The organism is Nonomuraea turcica, assembly GCF_030718205.1.
GTDB lineage: Bacteria > Actinomycetota > Actinomycetes > Streptosporangiales > Streptosporangiaceae > Nonomuraea.
In genome coordinates this window covers 183,016-196,581 of record NZ_JAUZQF010000009.1, presented here as the reverse complement: position 1 = coordinate 196,581, position 13,566 = coordinate 183,016, and the positions used below count along the sequence as shown (strand labels likewise).

Annotated in this window: 16 protein-coding genes; 7 read left to right on the top strand and 9 right to left on the bottom strand. The window is 70.0% G+C overall.

From position 1 onward, the window contains the following. Positions 1-52: 52 nt before the first annotated feature. The 3 genes from Q9G87_RS24140 to Q9G87_RS24130 are packed head-to-tail and all read left to right on the top strand — an operon-like array spanning position 53 to position 2,402. The gene (locus tag Q9G87_RS24140; RefSeq protein WP_305918720.1) at positions 53-592 is read left to right on the top strand and encodes a hypothetical protein; all 540 of its coding nucleotides are present in this window, start codon (positions 53-55) and stop codon (positions 590-592) included. Next, complete coding sequence (locus tag Q9G87_RS24135) at positions 589-1,953, top strand: FAD-binding oxidoreductase (protein ID WP_305918719.1); 1,365 nt, start codon at positions 589-591, stop codon at positions 1,951-1,953. Before Q9G87_RS24140 ends, Q9G87_RS24135 begins: the two co-directional genes overlap by 4 nt. Then, positions 1,950-2,402, top strand: a complete 453-nt coding sequence (locus Q9G87_RS24130) for a helix-turn-helix domain-containing protein (RefSeq protein WP_305918718.1) — start codon at positions 1,950-1,952, stop codon at positions 2,400-2,402. Before Q9G87_RS24135 ends, Q9G87_RS24130 begins: the two co-directional genes overlap by 4 nt. A 120-nt stretch (positions 2,403-2,522) precedes the next feature. Here Q9G87_RS24130 and Q9G87_RS24125 read toward each other — a convergent pair whose 3' ends face one another. From Q9G87_RS24125 to Q9G87_RS24100, 6 genes are all read right to left on the bottom strand, one after another. Beyond that, complete coding sequence (locus Q9G87_RS24125; protein ID WP_305918717.1) at positions 2,523-2,681, bottom strand: hypothetical protein; 159 nt, start codon at positions 2,679-2,681, stop codon at positions 2,523-2,525. A 352-nt stretch (positions 2,682-3,033) separates the two neighbouring features. Beyond that, positions 3,034-4,083, bottom strand: coding sequence for an LLM class flavin-dependent oxidoreductase (locus Q9G87_RS24120; RefSeq protein ID WP_305918716.1), 1,050 nt, complete (start codon positions 4,081-4,083; stop codon positions 3,034-3,036). A 57-nt stretch (positions 4,084-4,140) separates the two neighbouring features. Further along, the gene (locus Q9G87_RS24115; RefSeq protein ID WP_305918715.1) at positions 4,141-4,779 is read right to left on the bottom strand and encodes an NAD(P)-dependent oxidoreductase; all 639 of its coding nucleotides are present in this window, start codon (positions 4,777-4,779) and stop codon (positions 4,141-4,143) included. Between the two features lie 46 nt (positions 4,780-4,825). Further along, positions 4,826-5,197 (bottom strand): DoxX family protein, encoded by a 372-nt coding sequence (locus Q9G87_RS24110; protein ID WP_305918714.1) that lies wholly within the window; start codon positions 5,195-5,197, stop codon positions 4,826-4,828. 81 nt (positions 5,198-5,278) lie between these two features. After that, positions 5,279-5,959, bottom strand: a complete 681-nt coding sequence (locus Q9G87_RS24105) for an SDR family NAD(P)-dependent oxidoreductase (RefSeq protein ID WP_305918713.1) — start codon at positions 5,957-5,959, stop codon at positions 5,279-5,281. 41 nt (positions 5,960-6,000) lie between these two features. Then, complete coding sequence (locus Q9G87_RS24100; protein ID WP_305918712.1) at positions 6,001-6,939, bottom strand: NADP-dependent oxidoreductase; 939 nt, start codon at positions 6,937-6,939, stop codon at positions 6,001-6,003. A 99-nt stretch (positions 6,940-7,038) separates the two neighbouring features. Here Q9G87_RS24100 and Q9G87_RS24095 point away from each other — a divergent pair, with 99 nt between their 5' ends. Continuing rightward, positions 7,039-7,773: a TetR/AcrR family transcriptional regulator gene (locus tag Q9G87_RS24095; protein WP_305918711.1), complete on the top strand. Its 735-nt coding sequence runs from the start codon at positions 7,039-7,041 to the stop codon at positions 7,771-7,773. Between the two features lie 252 nt (positions 7,774-8,025). Beyond that, on the top strand, positions 8,026-8,436 hold the full coding sequence (locus tag Q9G87_RS24090) for a VOC family protein (protein ID WP_305918710.1): 411 nt from the start codon (positions 8,026-8,028) through the stop codon (positions 8,434-8,436). A 282-nt stretch (positions 8,437-8,718) separates the two neighbouring features. On the opposite strand, the gene Q9G87_RS24085 is transcribed toward Q9G87_RS24090, so the two are convergent. Then, on the bottom strand, positions 8,719-9,534 hold the full coding sequence (locus tag Q9G87_RS24085; protein ID WP_305918709.1) for a hypothetical protein: 816 nt from the start codon (positions 9,532-9,534) through the stop codon (positions 8,719-8,721). A 1,206-nt stretch (positions 9,535-10,740) separates the two neighbouring features. Here Q9G87_RS24085 and Q9G87_RS24080 point away from each other — a divergent pair. Then, entirely contained in the window at positions 10,741-11,466 is a 726-nt protein-coding gene (locus Q9G87_RS24080; RefSeq protein ID WP_305918708.1) for a carbonic anhydrase, read from the top strand. A gap of 84 nt (positions 11,467-11,550) precedes the next feature. Here Q9G87_RS24080 and Q9G87_RS24075 read toward each other — a convergent pair whose 3' ends face one another. Beyond that, entirely contained in the window at positions 11,551-12,423 is an 873-nt protein-coding gene (locus Q9G87_RS24075) for an aldo/keto reductase family oxidoreductase (RefSeq protein ID WP_305918707.1), read from the bottom strand. 130 nt (positions 12,424-12,553) lie between these two features. Between Q9G87_RS24075 and Q9G87_RS24070 the strand changes: the two genes are divergently transcribed. Then, a complete protein-coding gene (locus Q9G87_RS24070; protein ID WP_305918706.1) occupies positions 12,554-12,991 on the top strand; it encodes a winged helix-turn-helix transcriptional regulator in 438 nt (145 codons plus the stop codon). Positions 12,992-13,073: 82 nt separating this feature from the next. Here the strand turns inward: Q9G87_RS24070 and Q9G87_RS24065 are convergent, their stop codons facing one another. After that, entirely contained in the window at positions 13,074-13,424 is a 351-nt protein-coding gene (locus Q9G87_RS24065) for a VOC family protein (protein ID WP_305918705.1), read from the bottom strand. Positions 13,425-13,566 lie beyond the last annotated feature (142 nt).

Sequence of the window (13,566 nt, the reverse complement as noted above, 5' to 3'; positions counted from 1 at the left end):
CCACCGCAGCGTGGCCAGACTGATGCCTTCCCCTAGCCAAGGCAGGCACACTATGACGAACTCTCGCATCCTTCCCATCCTCGCGCTCGGCCTCGTGGCGCTCGCCGCAAGCCCCGCCACGGCCTCCGCGGTGACACAGGACCGGCCCGCGCCCGGAGTGGGTCGGCAGATCGCCGAGGTCCGCAAGGCCACGGTCCGCTTCCACTCGGTGGAGGCGGCGCGCAAGGCCGGCTACCGCCCGGCCGGCGCCTGCACCCACAACCCGGACGGCACCGGCGCGATGGGCTACCACTACGCCCACCCGAGACTGTCCGCCGACCCGGCGATCGACCTGCGCCGGCCGGAGCTGCTGCTGTACGAGCGGCGCGACGGGCGGCTGCGTCTGATCGGGGTCGAGTACTACCGCACCGACGCCGACCAGGACCCAGGCACCGACACCGACCGGCCGCATCTGTTCGGGCGCGCGTTCGACGGCCCGATGGCCGGGCACGAACCCGGCCAGCCGGTCCACTACGACCTGCACGCGTGGGTCTGGAAGCGCAACCCGGCCGGCACGTTCGCGCAGTGGAATCGGCGGGTGAGCTGCCCATGAGCACCACGCCGACCCACACGACGCTGCGCCGTGCCCTGCCGGGACGGTTCCTGCTGCCCGGGGACGCGGGCTGGGACGCCGCCCGCCAGGCCTGGAACCTGGCCGCCGACCAGCAACCCGTCGCCGTGGCCGTCCCCACCACGCCGAAGGAGGTGGCCGCCGTGGTGACCGCGGCGCGTGAGCGCGGCCTGCGCATCACCGCGCAGACCACCGGCCACGCCGCGGCCGCCCTCACCGACCTGCACGACACGGTGCTGCTCAAGACCGCCGACCTGAACGGCGTCCACATCGACCCGCAGGCTCGCAGAGCACGCATCGGAGCAGGAACGTTGTGGATCGAAGTCGCGGAGCCGGCCGCCGAGCACGGCCTGGCCGCCCTGGCCGGCTCCTCACCCGACGTCGGCGTCGCCGGCTACACGCTGGGCGGCGGGCTCAGCTGGCTGGCCCGCAAACACGGCCTGGCCTGCAACAGGCTGCTGGCCGCCGAGGCGGTCACGGCCGACGGCGACCTCATCCGCGCCGACCACGGCCACGAGCCCGATCTGTTCTGGGCGCTGCGCGGCGGCGGCGGGAGCTTCGCCGTGGTCACCGCGCTGGAATTCGAGCTCCTGCCGATCCCGCGCATCTACGCCGGCGGCCTGTTCTGGCCGTGGGAACGCGCCGGCGAGGTGCTGCACGCCTGGAACACCTGGCAGGCCACCGCCCCCGAGGAGATCACCTCCTCCGCCCGCATCCTGCACCTTCCGGAGCCCGCCCCACCCCTGCCCGGACGCTCCGTGGTCAACATCGACGCCGCCGTGCTCGGCGACCAGAGCGTCGGCGAGCAGGTGCTCGCCCCGCTGCGTGCGCTTGCGCCCGGCCTGGACACCTTCGCCATGGTGGCGCCCGCAGCGCTCAGCCGGCTGCACCTGGACCCCGAGCAGCCCGTCCCCGTGATCAGCGATCACCGGCTGTTCGGCGAGCTGCCGCCGGCCGGGATCGACGCGCTGGTGCAGGCGGCGGGGCCCGGCTCCGGATCCTGCCTGGTGACGGTGGAGGTGCGCCAACTCGGCGCAGCGCTGGCCCGCCCCACACCCGGCGGCGGGGCGCTGACCTCGATCGACGCCACGTTCGCCCTGATCGCCGGCGGCATTGCCGACCGGCCCGAGACCGGCGCCGCCGTGGCCGAGGACCTGGAGCGGCTCACCGGCGCCATGCGCCCGTGGGACACCGGCCGCCGTTATCTGAACTTCGCCGAAGGCCCGGCCGAGGCCTCAACCCTGTTCCCGCCGGAAACCTACCAGCGGCTACGACACGTCAAAGCGCAGGTCGACCCCGGCGACATCATCCGCTCCAACCACCCCATCCCCCCGACGCCATGACACCGGCCCCGCCTGCCGAGGCCGCGCTCGGCCTCGCGCTCGCCACCCTGGTGACCGAGCTCGACGCACCGGCCGCGCGCCGCCGGGCCCACCGGCGGCAGATCTACCGCTACATCGAGCGGCATCTCGGCGATGCGCACCTGTCACCCCAGTCGATCGCCGCCGCGCACCACATCTCACTGCGGCAGCTGTACAAGCTGTTCGCCGAGGAACAGCAACCGGTGGCCGAGTGGATCAGGACGCGGCGGCTGCAGCGCTGCCGCCGCGACCTGGCCGACCCCACACTGGCCGCCCGCCCGGTCGCCGCGATCGCCGCCCGCTGGGGCTTTGCCAGCGCCACCCACTTCAACCGCCTCTTCAAACACGCCTACGGCATGCCACCCGGCCAATACCGGCTCATGCACGCCCAGCAGACGGCTGCGCGCCACCTGCTCCTGCTGCTCGTCTGAGCCCAGGACCTGGGCTGGCGGCGTGACACTGGGCCTGTTCGGCGGGGCGGCCTTCGCCGTCGTCGCATGGGTGGGTGGTCGAGCTACGGGTGCGTACGCCGCTGGTGCACATGCGCATGCTCACCCAGGCCGGGCCTTGAGCACCGGATGGTCGCTCACCTCGATCGCCAAGCTGCTGGGCGAGCATGCCCCCATGGTCGTATACGCCGCCTCGGCCAGGGTGGTGAAGTCGATCTCGGGCAGGTCGGGGTCGAAGTCGTCGGGGCGCAGCCGCAGCACGTCGGTGGTGTACAGGCCGAACGGCTGATGTGCGCGGTCAGGTAGGGCGAGAGCTCCTCGGCGCCGCCCTGTTCGCCTATGCGCGGACGCTGCGTGGCCGTGCCCGACATCGTCCGCAAACTGGTCATCCCCGCCGGCAAGAACAAGGGCCAGCATCCTTCTATGGCCAGGGTCTACCGGGTGCTGGCCGGGCCGGGTCGACGTAGGACGGGTCGGTGACGGTCGTCATCGCGGTCCACTCCTCGAAAAGTGGGGATCACTGGCGGAGAAGGCCTCAGCCGGTTGCGGCTTTCACCGTGGGCGCGGCTGTGGGGTGGGCCGCGGGACCGGATGAAGGCTCCGGTGGCTCCGGTCATGCCGGTCCTGGCGGCAGGCCGAGTTCCTTGCGGATGGCTGGGGCGACTTCGGTAGCCAGCAGTTGGAGGGAGTCGCCCACCATGTCCGCTGGCATGCCGCCGAAGTCGATCTGTCCCATGAACCGGTCGATGCCGAACAGCTCGCGTTCGGTGAGGATCTTGTCGATGACTTCCTGGGGGCTCCCGGTCATCAGCGCGCCGAAGGGGCCGGCGATGGCCGGGAACTGTTCAGGGCTGACCAGCCAGCCGCGTCCGCCGGGGGTCTTGGGGCGCAGGTACTCGCGGTAGTAGGGGTAGAGGTCGGCGCGGGCGCCCTGGGAGGTCTTGCCGACGTAGAAGTGGCTGGTGACGCCGAGGCGCAGGGTTTCGGGGGCGTAGCCGGCGGCCTGGCCGGCGGCGCGGTAGTGCTCGATCAGCGGGCGGGCGCTGCGGATGTCGCCGCCGATGAGGCCGAGGACCATGGGCAGGCCCAGGCGGGCGGCGCGTTCGGCGCTTGCGGGGGTGCCGCCGACGCCCAGCCACAGCGGTAGCCGTGCCTGCTGGGGGCGGGGCGGGACGGGCAGGTGGTTCAGGGCGGGGCGGTGGCGGCCGGACCAGGTGACGAATTCGCTGTCGCGGATGGCGAGCAGCAGGTCGAGTTTCTCGGCGAACACCTCGTCGTAGTCGGCGGGGTTGATGCCGAACAGGGTGAAGGCGTCGAGGAAGGCGCTGCGTCCGGCGATGATCTCGGCGCGTCCGTTGCTGAGGTGGTCCAGGGAGGCGAAGTCCTGGTGCAGGCGGACCGGGTCCAGGGTGGACAGGACCGACACGGCGCTGGTGAGCCTGATGCGGGTGGTGGCCTGGGCGATGGCGGCGAGCGGGATGGCGGGGTTGGCGACGGAGAAGTCGGGGCTGTGGTGCTCGCCGAGGGCGAAGACGTCCAGTCCGGCCTGGTCGGCGGCGATGGCGTAGGAGACGATCTCGCGGGTGCGCCGGGCGGTGTTGTGGAGCGTGCCGGTGGCGGGGTCGGTCTGCAGGTCGGACAGGGACAGGATGCCGAGTTCCACGGGGCTGGCTCCTTACGGGCGGGGACGGCGCCGGCCCGTAAGGACCGGCGCACGCGGTCAGTTGCTGATGGCGGGCATGGCCCGCCGGTAGCGGGTGTCGGTGAGCTGCGAGACGAGGAAGGCGGCGATGTCGGCGCGGCTCATCGCGGAGCCGACCTTGTCGTGGCCGAGGAAGCCGGAGCGGATGCGGCCGGTGGCGGGCTTGTTGGTGGGGTTGGTGATGCGGGCGATGGTGTAGTCGAGGCCGGAGCCGGTGACGGCCTCGGTCATACCCGTCAGTTCGGCCAGCGCGTTGGGGAACATCAGCCGGGCCATGATGGGCAGGACCTTGTGTTTCCAGTGCGGCTGGTCGCGCGGGTCGGCCAGCGACGGCGTGGCCAGGCCGATGAAGCGGGACACCTGCTCGGCTCGCATGGCCTGAACGATGGTGCGGGTGCCATCGGTCAGCGGGGTGCCGGTGGCCGACCGTTTCAGGGACGGGCCGAGCGCGCTGATCACCGTGTCCGCGCCCGCGACCGCCTGCCGGACAGCGGCCGTATCGGAGAGCTGCCCGGCGATGACGATCAGGTTCGGGTGGGTGAGGGTGAGCTTGGCCGGGGGGCGAACCAGGGCGGTGACCTGGTGGCCGGCGTCCAGGAGCTGCTGGATGAGCAGGCGGCCGATGCCGCCGGTCGCGCCGAAGACGGTAACACGCATGAGACGGATGGCTCCTCGCGGCAGAGACGGGGTCAGCGGCGCGGGGTCAGAAGCTGTAGGGGCCGAAGCGGCCCCAGGCGACGAACGCGGCCAGCAGGAACAGGACCGCGTTGAAGGCGATCGCGCCGGGCTCCTTGCGGCGGGCGTGGGTGAGTGCGGCCAGCACCATCACCACGGCCAGGCCGGTGGCGGCCAGCGGGGTCAGGATCGGGGCGATGCCAGTGAGCGCGGGCAGGATCAGCCCGAGCGCGCCGGCCAGCTCGGCGATGCCGATGAGGCGGACGGTGCCGGCCGAGAAATCCTCTACCCACGGCAGCTTGGGGGCGAGCTTGTCCTTGGGCTGGGTGGACTTCATCACTCCGGCCATGCCGAACATGACGGCCAGGACGGCCTGCACGATCCACAGGACGACGTTCATCGAAAGATCTCCTTGATGGTAGGGGGTGAGAGGGAGCCCGGCGCGCGGTGCTCCCGCCTGGCGGGGGTGCGGCCGGCCACCTCAGCCGTTGAAGACGAGCTCGGGCTGGTCGCGGCGCTCGTACAGGTCCCAGTACAGGGGGGCGATCTGCTCGGGTGTGGCGGTCGGGATGCCCTCGGGGCCGCCCTCGCCGATCCACGCGGTGATCGCCACGTGCGCGGCGTACACGCCGCTGCCGGCCAGTTCGTTGTGCAGGTTGAGCACCCAGTTGCGCAGCGCCGCGGCGGCGGCGTTGACGTTGCCGAGCATGGGCACGGGGTGCACCGAGCCGCCGCCGGTGGTGAACAGCAGCGTGCCGGCGCCGGCCTCGCGCATGGCGGGCAGCACCGCGTGGGCGGCGGTCAGCGCGCCGTAGACGTTGTATTCGATCTGCGGCTGCAGGTTGTCCACCGTCACCTCGCTGGGTACGGCCATGGTGAGGCCGGGCACCGGCGAGTGCGGCGCCGGGGAGTACTCCAGCACGTCGATGCCGCCGAAGCGGTCGGCTGCCGCGTCGAGGGCGGCGGACAGGGACGGGCGGTCCAGCACGTCGGCGGGGAACGCGGCGGCCGTGACCTCCTCTGCTTCGAGCTGGGCGACCAGGCTGTCCAGCTTGTCCTTGGTACGGGCGATCAGAGCGACGTCGAAGCCGCGGCTGCCGAAGGTGCGGGCGATGGCCAGGCCCATGCCGGGACCGGCGCCGACGATGGCAATGGTGGGCACGATCAGATCTCCTTCATCGTGATGGACGGGGTTGGGCAGGGTCAGGAGCAGGTGATGGCGAGCTTGCCGAGCGCGCCTGCGCCGAAGGCGGCGAACGCCTGCGGGGCCTGCTCCAGCGGGTAAGTGGCGGTGACCGGGACGCGCAGCGCGCCCGAGGCGGCCTGGGTGGCCAGGGCGGTCAGGGTCTGCGGGTTGGTGTCGGCCATGATCGTGTGGACGGTGACGCCGGAACCCTCGACGGCATCGGCGGTCAGCCCGAGGGTGGAGGCGAGGCGGCCGCCCGGACGCAGCAGGCTCGCGAGCTGAACGCCGTCACCCGCCAGGTGCAGCACGGCGTCCACCCCTTCCGGGGCGAGCGCGCGTACCTGAGCCGGCACGTCGCCGCTGTAGTCGACGAGGTCGAGTTTGGCGTCGGTGAGGCCGGTGACGAAGTCGGCCTCGGCGCCGGGGCGGGCGGTGGCGATGACGCGGGCGCCGCGGGCGGCGGCGAGCTGCACGGCCAGCGCGCCCACCCCGCCGGTGGCGCCGGAGATCAGCACGGTCTCGCCGTCGGCCGGGGCGACGGCGTTGATGCTGTCCAGCGCCGCGGTGCCGACCAGGCCCAGCGCACCCGCCTCCTGAACGCCCAGGCCGTCGGGGATGGGGGCGATGCCGTAGCCGGCGGGCACGGTGACGTACTGGGCCAGCGACCCGGTGCCCAGGAACGGCTTCATCACCACGCCGAAGACCGCCTGCCCGACCGTGAAGCCCTCGACGCCTTCGCCGAGCGCCTCAACGGTGCCGGCGAAGTCCTTGCCCACCACCAGCGGGAAGCGGTGCTCCATCGCCCCTTGCAGGTAGCCGGCCGCGGTGGCGGCGTCGAAGCCGTTGATCGAGGAGACGGCCACTTTCACCAGCACCTCCTCGGCCTCTGGCTGCGGGGTGGGGACGTCGGCCACGGCCGGGGTCTCGGGGACGGAGTTCAGCGTTACGGCACGCATGAGCTGCACCTTTCGAAAGTGGAACGGGTTACCCGATTTGTGCTGCCCAGCGTAACAACAGAACTGGGTAGGTTGTTCCACTTGGGTAGAGTGGAAGGCATGGATCTTTCCGCAGACTCCCCCGAGCCTTCGGGCGAGCAGCCCGGACCGGGACTGCGCGCCGACGCCGAACGCAACCGCGAACGCATCCTGGCCGCCGCCCGCCGCCTGTACGCCAGCCACGGCCTCGGCGTCTCCATGGCCTGCATTGCCCGCGAAGCAGGCGTCGGCAAGGCCACCCTGTCGCGCCGCTTCGCCACCCCCGACGAACTCATCAACGCCGTCTTCGCCGACCGCATGGACGCCTACGCCACCGCCACCGCCCAGGCCCTCGCCGACCCCGACCCCTGGCACGGCTTCACCGGCTACGTCCAGGCCGTCTGCGCCATGCAGGCCGCCGACCGCGGCTTCGCCGACGTACTGGCCATGACCTTCCCCGCCGCCAAAGCCCTGGAAGCCCGCCGCACCGAGGCCTACAACGGATTCCTCGAACTCATCGCCCGCGCCAAGGCCGGCGGCCACCTGCGGGAGGACTTCACCGACCAGGACATGGTCATCCTGCTGATGGCCAACGCCGGCGTCATCGCCGCCACTGCAGGCGCCGCACCCGACACCTGGCGCCGCCTGGTCGGCCAGATGCTGCGCGCCTGGGCCACCCCTGGCACCGACCTGCCCCGGCTGGAGCAGGCCCCCGCGCCCACCGCCCTGTATCGCGCCATGGTCCGGCTCGCCCGCCCGGCGGGTGACAGTGGTGGGGCCAGGGAGCAAGCAACGGAGCGTGCGGGCGGCCGTTGAGGCGGCCCTGCGGGGAGACCGGGCCGGGTTCCGGCGCTTGGAGGGTTTGGCAAGAACGCTGTCAACGCGCCACAAGGCGCTGCCGACGCATCGCACACCGGCGCAGCGGTGCCGGTGACGCCGGACTCAAGACTTGCGTCGCCGCCATGGCGTACCTGGCGGCGACCACGATGATCGCAGGGCCCTGTCCCCCGCCGGCGCTGCGCGCCGATCACTTCACCTCGCTGTTCCTCTCGGGCGGCCTGCCGGAAAGTGCCCGGCCTGCGCGAGGATCCGGACAAGGCCCGGCACCGCCGCGTCCAGCATTTCGCCTTCGCCTACACCACCCTCGACGATCTGCTCGGCACCTACGTACGCCTCAAGGCCCAGGGCATCGGCCCGGTGCTGTGCACGGACGCCGGCGCCCAGACCGCGTTCTACTACACCGACCCCGACGGCAACAGCGTCGAGCTCCACGTCGACAACTACGGCGACAGCTGGACCTCCATGGAGCACATGCGCCACTCCCCCGACTTCGCCGCCAAGCCCATCGGCCACTTCATCGACCCGGACAAGCTGCTGGAAGCCCGGCAGGCCGGGGCATCCCCCTCGGAGCTGAGCAAGCGTGCATGGCGCGACGAGTTCGCACCGGCCGAGCCGTATGACCCACGGGTCCTTCTCTGACTCCCGGTCGGAGCGCGACCGCGGCCGGCGTACCGCCGGCCGAGATCAGGGCGATATTCGACGCCGATCCTGACCGGTTCGCCGCCGCATTCCTCGACGTTGAACGGTGCCTCGCCGACCGGATCGACGATCTGATCGCGCGGCGTGACCCGCCGCAGACGAAGGGCCCCGGCATCCTCGGAGTGAGGATGCCGGGGCCGAAAGCGATGCCACACGTGGCTGACTGGTGGAGACCTCGGTCACGGAGGACTGAGGCAAGGGTTCTCCACCAGGCAGGCGTGATCAGCGACGATCGACGGTCTCGCAGTCGCCGGAAACCTGCGGATCGGTCAGGTCAACGCGGATGATGTCGTTGCCGGTACCGCAGCTCAGGTCTGGCTTGTCGGCCTTGGAGCCGTCGGCTCCGGCGGCCTCCGTGGCCCAGATCTCGTCGTCGTTGTCGCCGCCGCGCAGCGCGTCAGCGCCCTCACGGCCGACGATCCAGTTTTTGTTGGAGTTGCCTCGCAGCGAGTCGTCGAAGTCGCTGCCGAGCAGGTTCTCCACGGTCGTGCCGATGTTGTCGTGGTCCTTGTTCAGGCGGCCGTCGTCAGCCTGGTCGTCCATGTCGACCAGCACACCGGAGGTGCTGAGTCCGAAGTCGGCCGTGTCGACGTCGTCACCGCCGTTGAAGGTGACGTTGGTACCGGTGGAGGTGGAGGCGCCGAAGTAGGTGTCGCGGCCCTCGCCGCCCTCGATCCGGGTGGTGAGCGACGTGTCCACCCGAACCTCGTCGGGGCCGCCGCCGGTCATCAACTTGATGACCTTGATCGGCGTACTGACCTCGCAGACGACCTTATTGGAAGATCCATTCCGGCGGCACCCCGTGCCGGGTTCAATCCCCGTGCCGGTGGTGTCTTCCAGGGTTACGATCCTCCCGGCGCTTAAGCTGACCAGCTTGATCTTGTTCGCGAAGTCGCTGCCCTCGTAGTAGAGGTCGTTGATGCTGGTGACGTAGGCCGTGGGAGTGGCGGCGTGGCTGGGGGTGGCCAGGGCGCCGGCCAGCGCGGCGGCGGCGAGGGTCGGCAGCGCCAGTCGAGCCAGGTGCTTGGTGATACGCATGGTGCCTATCCTTTGATTGTGGTGGAAATTGCCGATGGATCTCCGTTATGGGACGAAAAGCTCCATCGACCGTTCGCGACCATTCAAAAGGCACTCAAGCGTTCCTCAATACGTCAAACGGCACACAGGTTATGTGCTGTGCCACACTGCGCATAAGCCCCCCATAGCCTCAAGGTCCCGGCACCGGATTCCCTATGAGGTGGAGGTTCTGAGTCTTCTGCTCCCTCCAATGCGGTGCCGGCCGGTCGCTGGACCGCCGCGTCGTCAGTGCCAAGGCCTGCGGTTCAGGCACTCTTGATGAGCTGGCCTTTGTTCGCGCTGGTTGCCCTTCTGTGTCGGTGATCCAGGATGACGCCAGCCATTTCGCCGACGGAACACCTTGTCTCCTGCCGGCGCAGGCCTCGACGCAGAGACTCCGGCGGGATGTCTCTCCCGCGACGTGACGAAAGGCTCGTCCGCCAAGATCGCATGAGGGCCACGATGCCCATGTCCTGGTAAGCGCGGTCATGAGTGGCTTTTACGTATTGAATTCGCCGTCAAATCTCGGCGAAAATGAAGAATATATCATAGTTTGTCATGCTTTGGGTGTTAACGTCGGCATTGAGGATTCTGGTACCAATCGACGGGGGGAAATGATGGCCGGAATGCCTGGCTTCGAGGATGGAGGGGGCTGCAGACGCCGCCGCTGGTGGCGTCGCCGTCGCTGCCGCCGCCGTCGGCGCTGGTGGGGCCCCTGGAGACATGACTGGGATTGGTGAGTGAGCCAAGCCCATGAGCCGCGGGTTGCGACGGTCTCCGCCGCGCGTGTGGTTTCTCACCCGTTGGTGGCTGCGCTCCGCGAAGTCGCCGCAATCCGCCTGAAGTTGAGTACATCACCCGGCAAAGTGATGTCCACGTGCGAATGGAGCACGTTCTCGACCTGTCTCAGCGGCCTACGGACTCCAAGCAACTCCTCCACGAGACCGACACCTCGCTCGCGGCCTGATGGCAACGCGAACGACTGCTGCGGGACCACGCCGCCGGCGGCCTACGACGGGTTGCTTGCCGAAAGCGGCCGCCAGGGCGCTCGCCGGCCGGGGGAGTGCGTCGTGGACGGCCCCGGCGTGACCGGCCGGATCATGCCGGCCATAACGGTGTGCGATGTTCCTTGTGATGAGTGTTACATTTTCTAGCGCGTAAACGCGCGGGCGGCGCATACTCAAGGCCATGCCAAATGATCAACCGATCGGCCGGCGAGGGCTGCTGCGCGCCGGTCTTGTCGTGGGAGGCCTGTTCGCCGGGACGGCCGCTGCGGGCACCGCCGTCCATGCTCAGAGCGTTCCGTCCTCGAGCGGGACCACCACGTCGGACAAGCGTCCCGCCACACCCGATGCGGCCTGGGCGAGACTGCGTGAAGGCAACCGCCGCTGGGTGGCCGGCACCTCCACACACCCGCACCAGGACGCGGCGCGGCGGGCGGAGGTGGCGCAGAAGCAGGACCCGTTCGCGGTCGTCTTCTCGTGCATCGACTCGCGGGTGGCGCCCGAGCTCGTCTTCGACACCGGATTGGGTGACCTGTTCGTGCTGCGCACCGCCGGGCAGACCATCGACCCGCTCGTCACGGGCTCGGCGGAGTACGGCCCCGCCGAACTGGGCACCCCGCTCGTCGTCGTACTCGGCCACCAGCGCTGCGGCGCCGTCACGGCCGCCGCCGAGTCGCTGCACGACCACAAGAAGCTGCCGGGAGAGCTGAGCACCATCGCCTCATCGCTGCGCTCGTCCTACAAACGCTCGGGCGGCGACGTCGACAAGATGATCCGCATCCACACCATCGACGTGGTGAACCAGCTCAAGAAGGACAGGCTGTTCACCCCGCGTCTGGCCAAGGGGCAGCTCAAGGTGATCGGCGCCTACTACTCGATCGACACCGGCGAGGTCAGCCGCCTCGCCTGAGCCCGGCGCAGTGGGCAGCGCTCGCGCCGGGTCGCCGACCCTCAAGGATGTTCACCGGCCATGAGCGTGACTTTCGCTCTGCCGTCAGCGGCCGATCTTGTCCAGCTCGATGAGGTCCTCCTCGGAGAGCGAGAGTCCCGCGCCCGCAACGTTCTCGCGTAGGTGCGCCACCGACGAGGTGCCGGGGATCAGCAAGATGTTCGGCGACCGCTGCAGCAGCCAGGCCAGGGCGACCGACATCGGCGTCGCGTCCAGCCGGGAGGCCACGGCCGTGAGCGCCGAGGACTGCAGCGGGCTGAAGCCGCCGAGCGGGAAGAAGGGCACGTAGGCGATGCCCTGCTCGGCGAGCTCATCGATCAGCTCGTCGTCCTGGCGGTGGGCGAGGTTGTACATGTTCTGCACACACACGATCGGCGCCATCGCCTGTGCCTCGGCGACCTGTTCCGCCGTCGCGTTGCTCACGCCCAGGTGCCGGATCAGGCCCTGCCGCTGGAGTTCGACGAGTGTGTCGAACGCCTCGGCGAGCGAGCCGGGCTGGGGACCCTGGGCGTCGCCGAGGCGGAGGTTGACCACCTCCAGCGTCTCGAGGCCGAGGTTTTCCAGGTTCTCCTGGACGGCCCGGCGCAGGTCTTCGGGCCGCCTGGCCGGGGGCCAGCCTCCCTCCTGGTCCCGGGTCGCGCCGACCTTGGTCACGATGTGCAGCGAGTCCGGGTACGGGTGCAGCGCTTCGCGGATCAGCTGGTTGGTGAAGCGTGGCCCGTAGGCGTCGGCGGTGTCGATGTGGGTGATGCCGAGGGCGACGGCCTCGCGGAGAACGGCGAGTGCGCCGTCGCGGTCGGCAGGCGGGCCCATGACCCAGGGGCCGGCGAGCTGCATAGCGCCGTAGCCGAACCGGGTAACGGTCAGATCGCCCAGGGTCCAGGTGCCGCCGGGAAGCGAAGCGGAGAGCGTGCTCATACTGTGCCTTTCGTGTTGAGCTCAGGGGTAGTGCCTGACAGCGCCTTGCACCATCATTGGTTTGTAGCTTCCTAAACGGAAGTAGGCACTTCGGAGTGTGTAAGGCATCCGCAGGTGAGAGGAGTGGTCGATGGCAACGAAGACGGCAGCCCAGCAGAGGGCACAGGCCAAGGTGGAGTACGACGCCTTCCTGGCGGCCTGCCCCAGTCGCAAACTGCTCGACCGGATCTCCGACAAATGGGTCACGCTGATCCTGGCCGCGCTCGGCAGCTCGCACCAGCCAGGCACTGACTGCGCCGGCGAGCCGCGGGCGATGCGCTACTCGGAGCTGCTGCGCCTGCTGGCCGGCGTCAGCCAGAAGATGCTCACCCAGACGCTGCGCTCCCTGGAGCGCGACGGCCTGGTGACCCGCACAGTGACGCCGACCGTGCCCGTCACGGTCTCCTACGAGCTGACCGATCTCGGCCTGTCACTGTACGAAATGATGCGCGGCCTCAAGGCCTGGGCCGAGGTGCACATGGACGAGGTGATCGCCAACCGCGAGACCTACGACACCCGCGTCACCTGAGAGAGCACTACGAGGATGGGGAACACGCCGGCCGACGCTTGGCCAGGACCGCCTGTTCCTGCGGTGAGCCGGCCGGACGGCATCAGCCGGCAGGGGTGACCAAGCAGAACTCGTTGCCTTCGGGGTCCGACATGACCTGGAAGGAGCCCTGGTCGTCACAGACGGTCTCGCCGATCCGGGCGGCGCCCAGCCGCAGGGCGTGGGCGATGGCCGGCTCGATCGCGTCCACCACGATGTCCAGATGGAGCCGGTTCTTGCCGGCCTTGTCTTCTGCCACGGGCTGGAACGCCAGCCGCGCGCTGCCGGGCGGTTCGACGTGGGACCAGCCCCGGGCACGATCCACGGGGTCGCCGCCGAGCAGGGCCGCCCAGAAGCGAACCAACTGGTGCGGATTCCGGCAGTCAACCACGATCTGGTTGAGGTGCGCTCGCATGACGGTCAGGGTAACGGGCCACCTCACCCTGGGCGAGCCATGATCGACGCTCTCCTGCGCTCACGGCCTCCCGATGCCGGCCCGAGTCCAGCGTGTGCCGATGAGTTATGGCAGGGCGGGCAGTCCACCTCCTGAAGACGAT